The 16,733-nt window shown below is 34.1% G+C and carries 22 protein-coding genes; 13 read left to right on the top strand and 9 right to left on the bottom strand.

The genetic code is table 11. The features are described 5' to 3' along the window. Positions 1-141: 141 nt before the first annotated feature. From KM885_RS16945 to KM885_RS16935, 3 genes are all read right to left on the bottom strand, one after another. Positions 142-1,323 (bottom strand): dicarboxylate/amino acid:cation symporter, encoded by a 1,182-nt coding sequence (locus KM885_RS16945; RefSeq protein WP_047184451.1) that lies wholly within the window; start codon positions 1,321-1,323, stop codon positions 142-144. A gap of 113 nt (positions 1,324-1,436) precedes the next feature. Next, positions 1,437-1,619: a hypothetical protein gene (locus KM885_RS16940; protein WP_047184450.1), complete on the bottom strand. Its 183-nt coding sequence runs from the start codon at positions 1,617-1,619 to the stop codon at positions 1,437-1,439. Positions 1,620-1,692: 73 nt separating this feature from the next. Continuing rightward, positions 1,693-2,961 carry a BaiN/RdsA family NAD(P)/FAD-dependent oxidoreductase gene (locus KM885_RS16935; protein WP_216884295.1) on the bottom strand — a complete coding sequence of 423 codons (1,269 nt, stop codon included), beginning with the start codon at positions 2,959-2,961 and terminating at the stop codon, positions 1,693-1,695. A 246-nt stretch (positions 2,962-3,207) separates the two neighbouring features. Between KM885_RS16935 and KM885_RS16930 the strand changes: the two genes are divergently transcribed. The 5 genes from KM885_RS16930 (at position 3,208) to KM885_RS16910 (ending at position 8,112) form a co-directional block, all read left to right on the top strand. After that, a complete protein-coding gene (locus tag KM885_RS16930; protein WP_047184449.1) occupies positions 3,208-4,824 on the top strand; it encodes a putative polysaccharide biosynthesis protein in 1,617 nt (538 codons plus the stop codon). Between the two features lie 22 nt (positions 4,825-4,846). Continuing rightward, positions 4,847-5,560 carry a pseudouridine synthase gene (locus KM885_RS16925; RefSeq protein ID WP_216884294.1) on the top strand — a complete coding sequence of 238 codons (714 nt, stop codon included), beginning with the start codon at positions 4,847-4,849 and terminating at the stop codon, positions 5,558-5,560. A 10-nt stretch (positions 5,561-5,570) separates the two neighbouring features. Next, the gene (gene thpR, locus KM885_RS16920; protein ID WP_047184447.1) at positions 5,571-6,137 is read left to right on the top strand and encodes an RNA 2',3'-cyclic phosphodiesterase; all 567 of its coding nucleotides are present in this window, start codon (positions 5,571-5,573) and stop codon (positions 6,135-6,137) included. Between the two features lie 48 nt (positions 6,138-6,185). Continuing rightward, positions 6,186-7,118, top strand: coding sequence for an NERD domain-containing protein (locus tag KM885_RS16915; protein ID WP_244987064.1), 933 nt, complete (start codon positions 6,186-6,188; stop codon positions 7,116-7,118). A gap of 181 nt (positions 7,119-7,299) precedes the next feature. Continuing rightward, the gene (locus KM885_RS16910) at positions 7,300-8,112 is read left to right on the top strand and encodes a phosphotransferase family protein (RefSeq protein WP_204798699.1); all 813 of its coding nucleotides are present in this window, start codon (positions 7,300-7,302) and stop codon (positions 8,110-8,112) included. A gap of 13 nt (positions 8,113-8,125) precedes the next feature. Here the strand turns inward: KM885_RS16910 and KM885_RS16905 are convergent, their stop codons facing one another. Further along, positions 8,126-8,410, bottom strand: a complete 285-nt coding sequence (locus tag KM885_RS16905; protein ID WP_047184445.1) for a YtzH-like family protein — start codon at positions 8,408-8,410, stop codon at positions 8,126-8,128. 162 nt (positions 8,411-8,572) lie between these two features. Between KM885_RS16905 and trmB the strand changes: the two genes are divergently transcribed. Together trmB and KM885_RS16895 are read left to right on the top strand one after the other, a co-directional pair. Continuing rightward, positions 8,573-9,208: a tRNA (guanosine(46)-N7)-methyltransferase TrmB gene (gene trmB, locus KM885_RS16900; protein ID WP_047184444.1), complete on the top strand. Its 636-nt coding sequence runs from the start codon at positions 8,573-8,575 to the stop codon at positions 9,206-9,208. Positions 9,209-9,297: 89 nt separating this feature from the next. Then, the gene (locus tag KM885_RS16895) at positions 9,298-9,792 is read left to right on the top strand and encodes a spore coat protein (RefSeq protein ID WP_047184443.1); all 495 of its coding nucleotides are present in this window, start codon (positions 9,298-9,300) and stop codon (positions 9,790-9,792) included. A gap of 64 nt (positions 9,793-9,856) precedes the next feature. Here KM885_RS16895 and KM885_RS16890 read toward each other — a convergent pair whose 3' ends face one another. Further along, the gene (locus KM885_RS16890; protein WP_167507322.1) at positions 9,857-10,021 is read right to left on the bottom strand and encodes a hypothetical protein; all 165 of its coding nucleotides are present in this window, start codon (positions 10,019-10,021) and stop codon (positions 9,857-9,859) included. Between the two features lie 272 nt (positions 10,022-10,293). Between KM885_RS16890 and KM885_RS16885 the strand changes: the two genes are divergently transcribed. Then, on the top strand, positions 10,294-11,478 hold the full coding sequence (locus KM885_RS16885) for a DHH family phosphoesterase (protein WP_145524073.1): 1,185 nt from the start codon (positions 10,294-10,296) through the stop codon (positions 11,476-11,478). 48 nt (positions 11,479-11,526) lie between these two features. Here KM885_RS16885 and KM885_RS16880 read toward each other — a convergent pair whose 3' ends face one another. After that, entirely contained in the window at positions 11,527-11,988 is a 462-nt protein-coding gene (locus KM885_RS16880; RefSeq protein ID WP_083452624.1) for a YndM family protein, read from the bottom strand. Between the two features lie 84 nt (positions 11,989-12,072). Between KM885_RS16880 and KM885_RS16875 the strand changes: the two genes are divergently transcribed. Beyond that, positions 12,073-12,750, top strand: coding sequence for a Dph6-related ATP pyrophosphatase (locus KM885_RS16875; protein ID WP_168380769.1), 678 nt, complete (start codon positions 12,073-12,075; stop codon positions 12,748-12,750). A 50-nt stretch (positions 12,751-12,800) separates the two neighbouring features. Here the strand turns inward: KM885_RS16875 and KM885_RS16870 are convergent, their stop codons facing one another. The 3 genes from KM885_RS16870 to KM885_RS16860 all read right to left on the bottom strand — a co-directional run bounded on the left by KM885_RS16870 (position 12,801) and on the right by KM885_RS16860 (position 13,538). Beyond that, positions 12,801-13,067: a hypothetical protein gene (locus KM885_RS16870; RefSeq protein WP_216884293.1), complete on the bottom strand. Its 267-nt coding sequence runs from the start codon at positions 13,065-13,067 to the stop codon at positions 12,801-12,803. Between the two features lie 84 nt (positions 13,068-13,151). Next, positions 13,152-13,319, bottom strand: a complete 168-nt coding sequence (locus KM885_RS16865) for a hypothetical protein (RefSeq protein ID WP_168380770.1) — start codon at positions 13,317-13,319, stop codon at positions 13,152-13,154. Positions 13,320-13,331: 12 nt separating this feature from the next. Beyond that, the gene (locus KM885_RS16860) at positions 13,332-13,538 is read right to left on the bottom strand and encodes a heavy-metal-associated domain-containing protein (RefSeq protein ID WP_145524076.1); all 207 of its coding nucleotides are present in this window, start codon (positions 13,536-13,538) and stop codon (positions 13,332-13,334) included. 120 nt (positions 13,539-13,658) lie between these two features. Between KM885_RS16860 and KM885_RS16855 the strand changes: the two genes are divergently transcribed. From KM885_RS16855 to KM885_RS16840, 4 genes are all read left to right on the top strand, one after another. Beyond that, positions 13,659-13,871, top strand: coding sequence for a WYL domain-containing protein (locus KM885_RS16855; protein ID WP_060669042.1), 213 nt, complete (start codon positions 13,659-13,661; stop codon positions 13,869-13,871). Positions 13,872-14,115: 244 nt separating this feature from the next. After that, the gene (gene uraA, locus KM885_RS16850) at positions 14,116-15,375 is read left to right on the top strand and encodes a uracil permease (RefSeq protein WP_145524077.1); all 1,260 of its coding nucleotides are present in this window, start codon (positions 14,116-14,118) and stop codon (positions 15,373-15,375) included. A 162-nt stretch (positions 15,376-15,537) separates the two neighbouring features. Next, the gene (locus tag KM885_RS16845; RefSeq protein WP_047184011.1) at positions 15,538-15,798 is read left to right on the top strand and encodes a YppG family protein; all 261 of its coding nucleotides are present in this window, start codon (positions 15,538-15,540) and stop codon (positions 15,796-15,798) included. A 158-nt stretch (positions 15,799-15,956) separates the two neighbouring features. Next, positions 15,957-16,664, top strand: a complete 708-nt coding sequence (locus KM885_RS16840; protein WP_216884292.1) for a YqjF family protein — start codon at positions 15,957-15,959, stop codon at positions 16,662-16,664. The last annotated feature ends 69 nt before the right edge of the window (positions 16,665-16,733 follow it).

Here is a 16,733-nt window from a genome sequence, read left to right as displayed (position 1 = left end):
TAGCAAAAGAGGCAACGACAATGAGGCTTGAATGCTATATGAAAGCCAGCGCCTTGAGACGCTGGTCGGTAGTATAGACTTATAGCCGTTGTGCAAACCACCCGTTGGACGGGTGGTCATGATTCAGTGTTTTAAGGTAAACTACTTATCGCTAGTTTTGTTAGTTTTCTTTTTACGGTTAAAGGAATTAACGATGGACGCAATTGCACCATCACCTGTAACGTTCGTTGCTGTACCAAAACTATCTTGAGCTAGATATAGGGCAATCATTAGGGAAACCATTGTAGGTCCAAAACCAAGCATACTTTCAAGAAGTCCAGCAGCGGCCATAACTGCCCCACCTGGAATACCAGGTGCTGCAATCATTGTAACACCTAACATTAAAATAAATGGGAAATAAGCGCCAAATGTCTCAACTTGTCCCTGCAAGAATAAAACAGCTAAAGAACAACTAACGATAGTGATAGTACTTCCTGATAAATGTATTGTAGCAAACAGGGGTACTGTAAAATCTACTATATTGTCGTCTGCTTTAAGTTTTTTTGCATGTTTAAGTGTAACTGGAATTGTTGCTGCTGATGATTGAGTTCCTAATGCAGTAAAGTAAGCTGGTGACATTGTTTTTAACATTTTTAAAGGATTTTGCTTACTTAGTGTACCAGCAACCGTGTATTGGAAAATTAAATATAAAAAGTGAAGTATGATAATCATGACAAATACTTTTATAAATACACTTAGTATAACAGCTACTTGACCGGAATAAGTCATATTTGCGAATATCCCAAAAATATGAATAGGTAAGAGTGGGATTATAAACTTCTCAATTACTAATTGAACAATTTCTTTAAATTCAATCATCGTTTTTAGAAGGGTGTCTTGTTTAATTGCTGCCAATCCAATACCTAGGATGAAAGATATAAGAAGTGCTGTCACTACATCCATTGGTGCTGGCATCTCAACTGTTAAAAAAGGTTTACTTAATCCTTCAGATGGATCTGTAAAAGCTTTGAGTGTTTGGTTGCTAAGTATTGTTGGGTACAAGCCTTTGGCTACGAAAAAGGCGAATAAACCTGCGATGATGGTTGATAAATACGCTAAAAAGGCACTTATTCCTAATAACTTCCCAGCACCTCGACCCATTGAACCAATTCCTGGGGTTATAAAACCAATGATTATAAATGGTATAATGAAACCTAAAAAGTTTCCAAATAGTCCATTAAAGGTAGCAAACAAACGAATAAAAAACTCATTTGCAAATGAACCTATCAGGATACCTAAAACTATTGCGATAATTATACGTGGTAAAAGTCCTATCCGTTTCAAAAGTAACTCTCCTTATTTTTTAATACATACTTTTTTATTTTACTATAAAGCTCGACAAATGCATAGATATAGAATGAAAAAAACACGCCAAAATAAGGCGTGCTTTTCTAATACTACTGCATTTGTTGCTGGTTTCCACCTGTGCCGCCCATGCCACTCATAGCAGACACAAATGGAAGTACTTTTTGTACGGTTTGTCCTAAACCTTGATTTTTCTTGGTCATTGTGTAGTAAGTTGCAGCTCCTACACCAAGAGATGCTATAATTGGTAACCAGTTTTGATTTTTCATTTGCATCCTTATCACCCTTTCAAGTTGTTCAAGACAGTATTATCTTGTGACAGAATAGAGTGTTCATGCTAGGTATCATCTACCAGTTTGTCGTTGATTCTTGAGCTGCGTTCATGCCAGCAAGTCTTCCAGTAACAAACGCAGATGTAATATTATATCCGCCCGTATAACCATGAATATCTAATATTTCACCGCAAGAGTATAGACCGTGCATTTGTTTTGATTGCATTGTGTTTGGAACAATTTCTTTTATGGATACCCCTCCACCTGTTACAAATGCTTTTTCTAAAGGGAGAGACCCATTAACAGAGAAGGTAAAATGTTTCATGGCATGTACGATATCGCGAATATTCTCTTTAGAGACATTGGCACACTTTTGTTCATCACTTATTTGGTGTTGTTGTAAAATAAAGGATTGAAATCGTTCAGGTACGATTCCCTTTATTGTGTTTTTAAATGCTTTTTTCGGATTATCATGAACCAGCTTAATCATATTTTGAATGATCTCTTCCTCTTTTTCATCGGGTAGAGTATCTAAAACCATTGTAACTTGATTTCTTCCACGCATCAGTTCTTTTACGACGAATTGGGAGCATCGTAAGACAGCAGGACCAGAAATACCAAAATGCGTAAATATCATATCCATACGATGGCTGATGATTGGTTTATTCCGTTTGTTTAAAACAGATAGCTTAATGTCTCTTAACGATAATCCTTGTAATACTTTCGTTTGGATAAATTCCTCATTTGATGTTAGAGCTACTTCAGTTGGATATAGTTCAGTTATAGTATGTCCTGCTTTTTTTGCCCAAGCATAACCATCCCCTGTTGAGCCAGTGTGGGGTACAGCTTTTCCACCAACCGCAATTACGACCGATTTTGTTGTTATTTTGTGACCATTTTCTTTTAAGATGATCGTATGTTGATTTTCATCAAAGTGAATAGCTTCTACTGGGGAATTTAATTTTACGTCTACATGCAGTTCTTTCATTTTGTTAATAAGGGCATCTACTACGGATTTAGCAGAATTAGATTTTGGAAACATTCTTCCATGATCTTCTTCTTTCAGAGCTACACCCATTCCTTCAAAGAAATCAATAATATCGTAATTATTAAAAATAGAGAATGCACTATACAAAAACTTTCCATTCCCTGGTATATGTTTAATTACTTCTTCTTGGGGTAGACGATTTGTTACATTACATCTTCCACCGCCTGAAATAGCTAATTTCTTTCCTAACTTTTTCCCTTTTTCAAGTAACATCGTTTTAGCACCATGTTCAGCAGCTGTAATTGCAGCCATTAATCCCGAAGGACCGCCCCCGATAACTATGACATCATAATTCAACATTCTTCATTCCTTTCGGTAGTATCATATCATTACCATACGTCGCAACTCAATTCCAACTCGTTTTAATTAAGATAGAAGCGAGAGGACTGCTTCAATATTTAGGACTATTTGTAACTTTTTATCAAAGAAGTTAGAAAAATCTTCACAAGTTTACGTTGTAACGTTATCAATCCTACTATGAGATGTGTTAAAATAACCTGTATGTATATCCTACTTAAAGAAAAATGAGAATCAGGTGAAAATATGTCGAATATAGTAAAAGGTGCATTTATTTTAACACTGGCATCTTTTTTATCTAAATTTTTAGGGATGATTTATGTTATCCCATTTAATGCTCTAGTAGGTGATACTGGTGGGACGCTATTTAGTTTTGCCTATACACCTTATAGTATTTTTATTAGCCTTTCTACTGTTGGAATTCCTGTAGCTGTTTCGAAATTTGTTTCTAAATATAATTCATTAGGGGATTATGAAACAAGCTATAAAATGTTCAAAATAGCAAGTAAGATCATGGCGATAACAGGTATTGTCGCTTTTTTAGTGTTGTTTTTCAGTTCAGAATGGCTAGCTCACTTGATGATTACAAGTGATGATCCTGTTGGGATAACAGTTGAGGATGTTACCTTTGTAACAAGAATGGTAAGTATAGCCCTATTAATCATTCCCGTTATGAGTATTTCTCGAGGTTTCTTCCAAGGGTATGAAACAATGATGCCAACAGCAGTTTCTCAAGTGATTGAATCAATCATTAGGATCTTATTCATTTTAGTCGGTTCATTCGTCATTATCAAAGTAATGGGTGGGTCTATTGTTACAGCAGTTGGTTTTTCTACTTTTGCTGCATTTATTGGTGCTCTAGCATCTTGCATTGTTTTATATATTTATTGGAAGAAGACAAAGCCAACCATCAATCAGCAGCTTGAAATGCAACAAAAATCATATAATGTTTCAACGAAAGAGTTATTAGTAGAATTATTCCAGTATGCTGGTCCTTTTATATTGGTAGGATTGGCCATTCCATTATATCAATTAGTGGATCAGTTTACATTTGAAAGAGCAATGGTTGCTTCAGGGTTAGAGAAAATATGGGAATCGGCTTATGCGGTCATTAATTATTACGGACATAAGATTGTCATTATTCCGATGACGATAGCAACAGGTCTGTCGTTATCTATATTACCTACGTTAACTAAGTCTTTTACGCAAAAAGATCGAGAACTTTTAAATAATCAAATCAATCAAGCGTTGCAAATTGTTTTTGTGCTTGTAATTCCTGCAGCAGCAGGAATGGCTATTTTATCTAATGAAACATATGGCGCATTATATGGAATGAATGATATTGCAGGACAACTGTTAGCTTGGTATTCACCAGTCGTCTTATTGTTTGGGTTATTCAGTGTAAGTGCAGCTATTCTACAAGGGATTAATGAACAACGTTTTGCAGTAATCAGTTTATTAGCAGGTCTACTTGTAAAAGTATTATTAAATGTTCAGCTAATTCATTGGTTTGGGGCAAAAGGAGCAATATTTGGAACGGCTTTAGCCTCAGGAATTGCAGTTGTGCTTAATTTGGTTCATATCAAAAAATCGATTAGTTTTAGTTATAAGCAGCTTTTCAAACGTACAATACTTATTCTGATTTTTACAGCCATTATGGTAATTGCCATTTGGATAGTGAAAATAATTCTAGAATTTATTATTCCAGCGGACACTCGTATGGGTGTTATCATTCATCTAATGGTTGGAGTAATGGCCGGTGGTGGAGTATATTTATATCTTGCACATACTTCTACATTACTTGAACGAGTTTTAGGAAAACGTATTTCAATAGATTTGATTAAAAGAAAGCGAAGTAGATAAGATAATATGGAGTGAATGTACGATGCGTTTAGATAAGTTATTAGCTAATATGGGTTATGGTAGTAGAAAAGATGTAAAAAGCCTACTTAAGAAAAAACAAGTATTCGTTAATGCAGTAGTAGTAAAAGATGGTAGCAAACATGTTAACCCAGAGATAGATATCGTGGAGGTAAATGGAAAGCAAGTTGTATATAAGAAATATATTTATCTGATGATGAATAAACCACCAGGTGTTATATCAGCTACCTTTGATCATAAAGAAAAAACGGTTATTGATTTATTAACGGAAGAACATCAATATTTTGAACCATTTCCCGTAGGAAGGCTGGATAAGGATACAGAAGGCTTACTATTACTAACGAATGATGGAGAGTTAGGGCATCGTTTAACTTCCCCCAAAAAAGAGGTAGGGAAGACCTATTATGCAAAAATACAAGGAATCGTTACCGAGTCAGACGTAGAAGTTTTCAAAAAGGGAATCGTTATAGATGATGGATATCAATGTAAACCTGCCCATCTAGACATCCTTCAAAGTGATGAAGTTTCGGAAATTGAGATTACCATCACAGAAGGGAAATTCCATCAAGTTAAGAGAATGTTTGAAGCGGTTGGGAAGAAAGTGGTTTATTTAAAAAGACTCCAGATGGGAAAACTTAAGCTAGACGAAAAGTTAGCATTAGGTAAGTACCGTGAATTGAGTGAAGAGGAGCTAGCGTATTGTCAAAGCCTTAAATAGGAGGAAGAAAATGGGCCAATTCCCACATTATTTCATTGCTATTCAACTATCTGACAAATTACAAAATACTTTCGCTTTATGGCAAAATAAGTTGCAGGGTGTATTACCATATAAGCAGTGGTATAACAAAAAAGATTTGCATATAACATTGAAATTCCTAGGGGCAGTAGATGATGAAAAATTAGAAGAACTAACAACTCATTTAAAGAGAGTAGAAGAACGACCTGCTTTTAGTCTAGAGGTGGGTACCTTAGGTACGTTTGGTAATCCAAAAAGTCCACGTGTACTGTGGGCTGGAGTTGAAAGGGTAGAACCATTAATTAAAGTCCAACAGATTGTTGAACAAGCTGCATTCGAAGTTGGATTTCCTAAAGAAAATAGGAATTATAGTCCCCATATAACATTAGCAAAAAAATGGAACGGTAAAATTGGTCTTTCGTATGGTGATGTTTTGGAAAAAATGAAGAAAGAATTTACTTCAAAGGCTACTATGCATGTTAGTGAAATAACCTTGTTTCAAATACACCCAAATCGTAATCAAAAGTATGAACCAATCAGGAAATATAAATTACTATAAAATACAAATATGATTAAATAGAAGAAGGAGGTGGAGAAAACGGCGCAATTGATTAAATTACAAGACTATATATCCCGTTATGAATGGGATACATACAGATACCCAACACAGTTTATTCGTGTTAAGAAACAAAACTGGAAAAAGTTATATCGGATGTGGTCAAATCCTGATATGTACACACCCAATATAGAGCTTGAGGAAGATACTAAAGAACAATCTTCTACTTTCGCAAAATGGAAAGCATTGATTAGAAGAGAATCTAATCAAGAACTAGAAAATCAAGTTAACCCAAGACAGAAATTAAATGAATTACCAGAAACAGAGGAGAAGTTAAAGCATTACTTTTTAGATAAAATATTTTTGTTTCAATTGAAATGGGCAACATCAACTGTGAACCGTATTTCCTATGTTCATAAAAAATATTATACAGATCCATTATTAAAGTATCTCCTACAACGCTTTCCGGATACTTATTTACTAATGTATAACCCTGTTTTTAATGTAAAAAATGTTCCTGTCGATTGTGAAATTCTATTGGTTTCACCAATCGGTATCGAGATTTTATACTTTTTAGAAGTAGACGAACAAGCTGTCATTATGGCAGGAAATGAAAGGGTCTGGACTATTGAAAAAAATAATGATGTTTCTAAAATTTTAAATCCCAACATTGCTTTGAAACGTACGGAACAGATCATTAATAGTATATTACTCTCGCATGAGATAGACTTTCCAGTTCATAAAACGGTTATATCTCGTACAAATTCTATTCTTTTTACAAATGAACCATATCAAACTAAAATCGTTGGAAAAAAGGAATATCCTACTTGGTTTAATAATAGGCGTAAATTAATATCAACATTAAAGAGTAATCAATTAAAAGCTGCTGAGGTTTTATTGTGTCATTGTCAATCTACCTCTGTTCAGCGTCCAGAATGGGAAGATGATATCAGTATCCAAACTATCGGCGATTTGGAAGAATGATCATGTATCGTACATCGTTAGCCATCTTCCAGGAAAAATAGAGGTTAAAAAACTTCCCTAACCGCTAAAATAATACAAAACACAACAAAACGAATAAAAAATCGCATGAAATGGTTGTAATTTAGATTTTATACCTATAAAATATGAAAAGAATGCTATTTTTGAAAGATGTGAATACAACATGTTGGAATGGATCGAACAAGCATTAGGAGATGGCTGGAAGTTAACAACAGCTGGGGGGTTAACTGGTGAGGCTTTCTTTGCGAAAAAAGATAATAAACAGTTGTTTTTAAAACGAAATTCCTCTCCATTTTTAGCTGTTTTATCTGCTGAAGGAATTGTTCCTAAGCTTGTCTGGACGAGGCGAATGGAAAATGGTGATGTCATAACTGCACAAGAATGGTTGGAAGGACGGGAATTAAAACCAAGTGATATGAAGGATGAAAGGGTTGCTAGCCTTTTACACAAAATTCACCATTCCACTGAATTACTAGATATGTTAATGCGGATAGGAATTATACCTTTAACGTCAGATGATATATTCCAAACAATTAAACAACAAATTTCTCAATTGAATTTACTTAAAGAAAATGTAGATGTTCAAATTGCTTTAAAACATCTTGAAACATTATTACCAAAAACAAGAGGTCAAAAACTTGTTGTATGTCACAATGACCTAAATCATAATAACTTATTAATGTCCAAAAATGGAAGCTTATATTTAATCGATTGGGATAATGCAACAATTGCTGATCCCGCTTCCGATTTTGGTTTAATCTTAAAGTGGTATATTCCTAGAGACGAGTGGCGCAATTGGTTAAAAAATTATGGAATTGAGAAAGATGATCATATATTAGAAAGAATGTACTGGTATTTAATTCATGACAGTTTACATTACTTAATATGGCATTTAAAACGAAAAGAGCCCGCAAAAGTGATGGAAAGATTGCGGGGTTTAAAGGAATTAAACGATCAAGTGGAAGAAATGTTTTAAAATGTTTTAGCCATTATAGCTTTGTATTTCGTATTGCACTCATCCAAGTTTCTAAATTATCTTTATTAGCTGTAATGTGATCTTCTACATTATTAGTGCCTTCACCTTGAATTCCGTAGTTATAGATCTCAGGAAGTAATTGTAGTAGCTGTTCATCTGTTATTTCTTTTTTTGTCATCATATTTTTTACTAATCGTTTAATTTGCTGATATTCTGATACTTCAGCACAACAATCCACACATTGTTCATCAAGAATGTCATGCAACAATGTTAATAAATGATTTGAATTTAGTGTCATCGGAATCACCTCATGACACTATTTTTTGTCATTTTTTATTTTCTATACTCAAAGTAAGAAACTTACTAAATAAATACAACTAAGGCGTTCGTCACCCAAGGCGAATGCCAATCTTTCTAACCATTACATCCATGTAAAATATAAAAAAAGAGAGGTAAAAGAATGCGTCAACGTAATAAACCATGGGCTGATGACTTTTTAAAGGAAAATACTCAGTTAATTATTCCGAATCCTAGCGCGTATAAAGGAAAATGGAGTACGTTATTTGGAAACAATAATCCCATTCATGTAGAGGTTGGAACTGGTAAAGGACAATTTATTGTTGGAATGGCTAAACAGTATCCTAATATCAACTTTATTGGGATTGAGCTAGCAAAAAGTATTGTAGTGACTGCTGCACAAAAAGTGTTAGAAGCTGGCTCTTCAAATGTATTATTATTAAATGAAAATGCCGGTGATTTAGTAGAAATTTTTGCAGAGAACGAGGTTTCCACTATTTATTTAAACTTCTCCGATCCATGGCCGAAAAACCGTCATGAGAAACGAAGATTAACTTACAAAGCATTTTTAGACCAATATAAAACAATATTAAAACAGTCAGGACAGGTCATATTTAAAACAGATAATCGTGGACTGTTTGAATATTCTCTTGTAAGTGTAACGGATTATAATATGAAGCTCGAAGAAGTAAATTTGGATTTACATGCTATCCAAGATGAATCAAATATCATGACTGAATACGAAGAAAGGTTCTCTGCTAAAGGTCAACCCATTTATCGATTAAAAGCTTCCTTTTAACAATAATAGCCCAGATTTCTAGAAACAAGCTTCGTTTTCTCCTTAAAGGAATATAGTATAAATGTCTAATTCATTATAGGAGGAAAACGATGGAAATGAGTAATAATATACGACCTAATCACTTAGCATGGCACGAAACTCTTGAAGTTCACGAATTGGTTGTGTTTCAATCCATATCACTAATGAAATTAAAAAGATTTATTAAAGAGGTTCGTGATTCAGAACTCAAATCCATTTATGAGCATGTGATTAAAGGACTAGAAACGAACTTGAAAGAACTTCTCGAATTTTATGCGTTAGCACCAACAGAAGAATTAAGAGATAGAAATTTAGACGATGGATTTTTTTCCGGAGACTTATTGGCTTTTGCAAAAACTTCCGTACGTAATTATTCTAATGCTATTACAGAAACTGCTACACCGATTTTACGGCAAACGTTGAATAAACAATTACAACGTTCCATCCAAACACATGAAATGGTGTTTAATTATATGTATAAAAATGGGTATTACCCTGCATATGATTTGGAAAAGTTATTAAAACATGATGTTCAACTTGCTAATAAGGCTTTAAAAATGAAATAGTAATACAAAAACCTGTAACAAAGAAGGAATCTTCTTGGTACAGGTTTTTTTGGGTCTTGATTAATTAGTTATTGCGCTTATCATTCTTGTCACGTTTGCGATTACGATTGTTGTCATCATTGTTGTTGTTATCGAAATCATTGAACTCATTCTCGTTCGCAAATTCAACACGGTTGTTATCGTTGTTGTTATTATTGTTATCGCGGTTGCGGTTATTATTGTTAGCCATTTTAATCGCCCCTCCTAGATAAGTATTTGATGAAATTCCTCCAACGAAAAGGGCCCTTTTTCTTTAGATATATTTCATCGACAAATTATATTCTGCCCAAAAATAAAAAAATAAACCTTTTCATTCGACAATTTATTACAATCCGCCAAAATATGAAGAGAACACTGTATGATCTACTCCGATTTTTCTTCTATAACATGAATACCCGGATAAACCATATTTAGTTGGTTAATATAATGATGGGAAAAATATAAAATAGGTTGGTGAAATGAATGTACAAACTATTGTCTCATAATGATTTAGATGGGGTCGGTTGTGGAATCTTGGCTAAACTCGCTTTTGGAAACAATGTCAAGGTTCGTTATAATTCTATTGGTAGTCTAAACAAAGAGGTTGAGTGGTTTTTAGAAAATGAAAAAGATGTATTCTTATTTATAACGGATTTATCTGTAAATGAGAAAAATGAAAACCGATTAGAGGAGTATTATAAACAAGGTGGAAAACTTCAATTAATTGACCATCATCAAACGGCACTATCATTTAACAAATATGAATGGGGTCATGTTACTGTGGAAGATGAAGAGGGGCGTTTAACTTCTGCAACAGTTTTATTTTATGAATATTTATTGAAACATAAATTTCTTGAATCATCAGAGGCTGTAAATGAATTCGTAGAACTGGTGAGGCAATACGATACTTGGGAATGGGAGAAAAATAACAACGAAAAAGCACAGCGTCTTAATTCTTTATTTTTCCTTGTTTCCATTGAAGAATTTGAAGAGGTGATGCTCGAGCGGCTCCAGTCCAATGAACATTTCTTTTTTGATGAATTTGAGGAAAAGATTCTTGATATGGAAGAAGATAAAATTGAACGATACATACGAAGAAAACGTCGTGAGTTAGTTCAGAGAAAAGTTGGAGAATTGTATGCGGGTGTAGTATATGCGGAGTCTTATCATTCAGAATTAGGAAATCAATTGGGAAAGGAATATCCTCATCTAGACTATATTGCAATTTTAAATATCGGTGGAAGGAGAATGGGTTTTCGAACCATTCATGATCATATTGATGTTTCGGAAGTTGCTGCTCGGTTTGATGGTGGGGGGCATGCGAAAGCAGCAGGATGTACAATGAATGATCTTGCATTTCGATTATTTGTGGAGGAGACGTTTGAACTTGATCCATTACATGAGGATGCGAAAAGGAATCGCTTTAACTTGAAAGAATCATCTTTTGGAACATTATATAAAACAAAATCCGATGATATTCTGTTTATCATCCAGGTAGAAGAAAACTGGGTAATTGAAAAAGATAACGTGAGGTTGGAACAACAGTTTTCTAATTTTCGACAGGCCGAGATGTATATAAAGAGAAACTTTCAAGCGTGGGTGGCAAAAGATGAAGTATTTGTACAATACTTAATGAATGAGGTTAAGAAGAAAAAAAGAGAAGAGTAAATGTAAATGGCGCTTTCCTGTTAAAAAAGGATAAGCGCCTTATTTTACCTAATCGCGGTCTTCATAATCTTTCTTAATGTAGTCTACATTATCTTCCTCAGAAAATTCTGTTTGAGGATGAGTATTCAAAACACTAAATGGTTCCTGATGGTTATATTGTTTGTATAACACCTTCTCTTTCATATAAACATGAAAAAGACCTTCACTGATTGCTATGAAAAAGGCAGCAAAACCTGATACAATTCCAATAGGTGTCGTTGGATAAATAAACATACTTGATAATGCCCAGATCCCTACAAAAGCCAAGGCAAAGTCAGCAATAGTTGCAATGAAATTATTAAACCTTGGTAATATAAGAAGATCACCTATTATATAATTGATTCCAGTTACTAAGGCACTAATAAGAAGGATTTCACCTAATGTTGCCGTTTCAAAAATGGCTAAAAGGGAAAATAAAATAACAGAAGTTACAATAAATTTAATTCCTAATGCTTTTATATGTTTCATCATACTATCCTTTCTTTTTTTCTTAGTATTAGAAAAGGTGATAAAAAATATGCAAATAAGGAATTCTAAATGATAGGGGAGAAATCAATGAAAGATGTTATTGTTTCATGGAGCGGGGGAAAAGATAGTGCTTATGCAGTATATACCCTATTAAAAGATAAAAAATATAATATAAAAGGGTTATTTTCCACTATTTCTGAGAAAGAAAAACGGCTACCGGCCCATGAGGTTAAATCGGTATTTATACGAGAACAAGCTAAATCAATTGGATTGCCCTACCATGAAGTAATCCTACCTGATCATCCGAGCAATGAAGTGTATGAACAATTAGTTGGTAATCAATTAAAGAAGTTTAAACAGCAAGGTATAAACACCGTTGTTTATGCTGATTTGCTTTTAGAGGACATGAAATTATATCGTGATGAGTTTATGAAGAAGTATGACGTTGAAGGGCTTTATCCTTTATGGAAAAAAGATACACTACAACATGCAAGAGATTTTGTTTCAGAAGGTTTCCGGGCAATCGTCACCACCGTTGATTTGGAAAAATTACCAGCAAAGATGATTGGAAAAGTATTGGATCACGATATGATTAATTCCTTTCCCGATTACGTTGATCCCAGTGGAGAGTTTGGGGAATTCCATACTTTTGTTTTTGATGGTCCAATGTTTAATTATCCTATTAATGTTCAAACTGGTGAATTATTTACAACAATAGATGGACGTTATCTACATATTAATATAAATAATAAAGGCATTCGCTAAAGATAAATAGCGAATGCCAAGTTTTCACAAAAATCTTGTACAGGGAAACGTTAATTTGAAGATGTCGTATTCCCATCTGTGTTTGATTGATTATTACTTTGGCTTCCAACCATAGATTGGACCTGATCAGTTACTTGTTGGACATTCGGGTTGTTTAACGTATTTTGTACCATATTAGAAACCTGTTGTGGTAATTTCTGTAAGGTACCATTTTGCATTCCTTTACTTATTCCATAAATTGCTGCACCTGCCGCACCTATCGTTAGTAGGGAAGTCATCATACTACGGTTGTTATTCATGGAATCACCCTTTGTCAATTTTAGCTTCTCTAAATGGAAGCAAACTTAGTTTGATACGAATAGTATAGGTATATACCTCTCATTGTTTACCATTTTTGTTTATCATACTTCATCATACTCATCATATATTAAACGGGTAACCTGAGTAGATTCTCCTTTTTCAACTTCTTCATTTGTAGCATTTTTTCCATAGGAATCTTCAGGGTCTATTCCAGGAGCCTGTGCAGAATTAGGAACTCGTAATTTTTGTAACTTATTTTTTTTATCCATCTTTTCTCTCTCCTAATGTAATAAATAATTTTGTTCCATTAAAGCTGTAGCAATTTGTTCTTCTGTAATAATATCATCATTAAATTCAATTTTTATTTCACCATCTTCCGTGTCAATTAAAACTCTTTCCATTCCGTCATATTCATTCAAAATCTGTTCAATTTGTTGAATAACTTGACCAGTTGTAGCCTCTTTGACAAATAAAGTTATTTCCGCCATGTATATACTCCCTTAATTGAAATAATCTATATTATTATTCCAAAATCTTATAAAAACATGTTTAAAATAAAGTAATGGTGATATAATGGAAACAAACGTTCTGTTCAAGGTGGTCTTCCTATGATAAAATTATTAAATCATTCCCTACAAACTAGGGAAAAAATAAAGATCATATATTATTCGAATGATAAAAAGCTTTCACAAAGAACCATCAAGGTTATTAAAATGAACGATTCAAATGTTCTTGCATATTGCTACATGAAGCACAGTGTAAGGGTATTTAAGTTAGACAATATTTTAGCTGTAGAATCAGTTTATCGAAAACCTGGATAATCAATTCTGTTAGAAAATTTCTTGACTTTTTGAATCGTAATTTGTATGATGAAATAAATAATAGAATCTTTAAATCGGTCCTGTGAGGCTGGTAAGGTTGAACGTGATAACCAAATTAATAAAGGCGAAATAATATATTATTATTTCGTTCTCTCTTCATGTGCACCCTTGCCAAAATTCAGGCAAGGTTTTTTGCTTCGGGAGCATACTAACCTAAGGATTCTATACAAGAGGAGAGAATAATATGTCACAACGAGAAATCCAAGTGGATGAACGTTTACCATTTTTACAAAGTTTACCGTTAAGTTTCCAACACTTGTTTGCAATGTTTGGTTCTACTGTTTTAGTTCCAATTTTATTTGGCATTGATCCCGCTACGATTCTTTTAATGAACGGTTTTGGAACAATTTTATATATTTTTATAACAAAAGGAAAAATACCAGCTTATTTAGGTTCTAGTTTTGCCTTTATCTCACCAGTAACAGCGGTATTAACAGATGGTGGGGGATATAGTGCTGCATTAGGTGGATTCTTCGTTGTTGGTTTGGTTTTAACACTTGTGGGGCTATTGGTTAAAGTTGTTGGGACAAAGTGGATCGATTTTATTTTTCCACCAGCAGCAATGGGAGCAATCGTAGCCGTTATCGGTTTAGAACTTGTCCCAACTGCAGCGGGTATGGCAGGCTTAGTAAGAGAGCCAGACGTTTCAATTGATACGACTACTATAATAGTGGCTTTACTAACTTTAGCTTTCACTATTATATATTGGGTTACGATGAGAGGATTCCTGAAAATTATTCCAATTTTACTTGGAATTGTAACAGGTTATATGATCGCAGCTATCTATGGAATAGTAGATTTCTCTGCTGTAAACGAAGCAAAATGGATTCAAATGCCAACTTATTATGGGATTGAATTTAACTGGTCTGATATTATCATTATTTTACCTGCAGCATTAGTATTAATTCCGGAACATATCGGTCACCTTGTGGTAACAGGAGATATTGTAAAAAAAGATTTAATCAAAGATCCTGGCTTGGATCGTTCTTTATTAGGAAACGGAATTTCTACGATGATATCAAGTTTCCTTGGTTCCACACCTAATACTACGTATGGTGAGAATATTGGGGTTCTTGCTATTTCTCGTGTGTACTCGACTTGGATTATTGGGGGAGCAGGATTATTAGCAATTGTACTTTCATTCTGTGGAAAGCTTGCTGCGTTAATTCAGTCTATTCCTACCCCGGTTATGGGCGGCATTTCATTACTTCTGTTTGGAATTATTGCTGTGAGTGGTCTACGGATGTTAGTTGAACAAAATGTAGATTACAATAATTCACAAAACTTAATTTTGACCTGTGTTGTGTTGGGTATCGGAATTAGTGGAGCATCTCTATCAATTGGTACAGTATCGTTATCTGGTATGGGCTTAGCAACAGTTGTTGCCATTTTATTAAGCTTGTTCTTTAGACTTCTCGATCTTCTTCATTTATCAAATGAATAAGTACACCTTTTTCAAAACTCTACAGCTATCTGTAGGGTTTTTTTCATACCTTAAAATAGATGTTAACCTATATGGTTCTGTTATATATACCTCTTACCAGTGTGAAGTGATAACCATATGATAATGAAGAAGAATAATTTTTGGAAAGAGGGAGGGAATATTATGTTTCCAAATAGACCAATGCGTCCAATGGGACCAGGTAATAGAAGGCCTTCAAGACCAATGCGTGATCCATTTTTATTTGGTAGTCCACCTAGAGAGAGAAGAGGTAATAATCAGAATTCAAATCTTAGAAATGTAATGTCTGCATTTCAAACAGAAGATGGAAATATAGATTTAGAAAAAATTATGGGGACTGCCAATCAAATTAATGGTATTTATAAACAAGTCAGTCCAATGCTTTCAAAATTTATTAAAAAGTAGGTAATAAACACTAATCCGCAAATTGAAAACACCCCGCTGGCAATTGCCAAAGCCTTTGGCGATTGCCAAGTTTTTTAATAGTTAACACTTAGAATAAATTAGTCAAATCTAGTGGCAAACTAACTTGGAAATAACTTAATGGAAAGGAAAAGGAAATGATGTTTGCTAAAAATACTAAACAACGGAAATGGGCAATGTTGCAAAGGTGGGAGGATCTATTATTTGTACATTGGGCGGTTTCACCAGAACTACTGAAGAAGCATCTGCCTCCAGGATTAGAATTAGATCTTTGGGGAGGCGACGCGTGGATAAGTATAGTCTCATTTAAAGTTAGTAAAGCACGTTTACGCTATTTACCTAGAATTCCTTACATAACACCCATGTTACAAGTAAACGTCCGTACATATGTCATGAAAAATGGAGAAAAAGGGGTCTATTTTTTTACTATAGATACCAATAAACTTTCAGCAGCTATTGGTGCTAGGTTATTTACATTACCTTATTTTAAGGCGAAAATGAAAATGAAAAGCAGGCTCGGGTTCATTACTATGATTAGTACAAGAAATAAATCGAATGCAAAATGGAAAATACGCTATAAAAAGCAAGGGATTCCTACTTATCCCAATCCAACAAGTATTGACCATTGGTTATTGGAAAGGTATGTAGCTTGGAGCTATAAATATGGAAATCTATATAGAGGAGATATTAGGCATAGTTGTTGGAAAGTACAACAAGCAGAGGTAGAAATAAAAGAAAATTCCTTATTAGCATGTTTATTAATGGAATGGAAGAAGCAACAACCGATTATTCATTTTTCCAAATCAAAAGTAGCAGTGAATTGGATTCCAAAAAAGATAGAATCATGACCACCCGTCCAACGGGTGGTTTGCACAACGGCTATAAGCCTATACTACCGACCAGCGTCTCAAGGCGCT

Source organism: Oceanobacillus caeni, assembly GCF_019037185.1.
GTDB classification, from domain to species: Bacteria; Bacillota; Bacilli; order Bacillales; family Amphibacillaceae; genus Oceanobacillus; species Oceanobacillus caeni.
The sequence above is the reverse complement of the archived record's forward strand: the minus strand, read 5'-3'. Positions and strand labels throughout refer to the sequence as shown.

Bases quoted from the DNA above. Each gene is read 5' to 3' on its own strand.
- KM885_RS16855 (WP_060669042.1), top strand. From the start codon at position 13,659: ATGATAAAATTATTAAATCATTCCCTACAAACTAGGGAAAAAATAAAG.
- KM885_RS16925 (WP_216884294.1), top strand. From the start codon at position 4,847: ATGCGTTTAGATAAGTTATTAGCTAATATGGGTTATGGTAGTAGAAAA.
- trmB (WP_047184444.1), top strand. From the start codon at position 8,573: ATGCGTCAACGTAATAAACCATGGGCTGATGACTTTTTAAAGGAAAAT.
- KM885_RS16865 (WP_168380770.1), bottom strand. From the start codon at position 13,319: ATGGATAAAAAAAATAAGTTACAAAAATTACGAGTTCCTAATTCTGCA.
- KM885_RS16885 (WP_145524073.1), top strand. From the start codon at position 10,294: ATGTACAAACTATTGTCTCATAATGATTTAGATGGGGTCGGTTGTGGA.
- KM885_RS16895 (WP_047184443.1), top strand. From the start codon at position 9,298: ATGGAAATGAGTAATAATATACGACCTAATCACTTAGCATGGCACGAA.
- KM885_RS16880 (WP_083452624.1), bottom strand. From the start codon at position 11,988: ATGATGAAACATATAAAAGCATTAGGAATTAAATTTATTGTAACTTCT.
- KM885_RS16940 (WP_047184450.1), bottom strand. From the start codon at position 1,619: ATGCAAATGAAAAATCAAAACTGGTTACCAATTATAGCATCTCTTGGT.
- KM885_RS16875 (WP_168380769.1), top strand. From the start codon at position 12,073: ATGAAAGATGTTATTGTTTCATGGAGCGGGGGAAAAGATAGTGCTTAT.
- KM885_RS16930 (WP_047184449.1), top strand. From the start codon at position 3,208: ATGTCGAATATAGTAAAAGGTGCATTTATTTTAACACTGGCATCTTTT.
- uraA (WP_145524077.1), top strand. From the start codon at position 14,116: ATGTCACAACGAGAAATCCAAGTGGATGAACGTTTACCATTTTTACAA.
- KM885_RS16910 (WP_204798699.1), top strand. From the start codon at position 7,300: ATGTTGGAATGGATCGAACAAGCATTAGGAGATGGCTGGAAGTTAACA.
- KM885_RS16845 (WP_047184011.1), top strand. From the start codon at position 15,538: ATGTTTCCAAATAGACCAATGCGTCCAATGGGACCAGGTAATAGAAGG.
- KM885_RS16905 (WP_047184445.1), bottom strand. From the start codon at position 8,410: ATGACACTAAATTCAAATCATTTATTAACATTGTTGCATGACATTCTT.
- thpR (WP_047184447.1), top strand. From the start codon at position 5,571: ATGGGCCAATTCCCACATTATTTCATTGCTATTCAACTATCTGACAAA.
- KM885_RS16890 (WP_167507322.1), bottom strand. From the start codon at position 10,021: ATGGCTAACAATAATAACCGCAACCGCGATAACAATAATAACAACAAC.
- KM885_RS16840 (WP_216884292.1), top strand. From the start codon at position 15,957: ATGTTTGCTAAAAATACTAAACAACGGAAATGGGCAATGTTGCAAAGG.
- KM885_RS16860 (WP_145524076.1), bottom strand. From the start codon at position 13,538: ATGGCGGAAATAACTTTATTTGTCAAAGAGGCTACAACTGGTCAAGTT.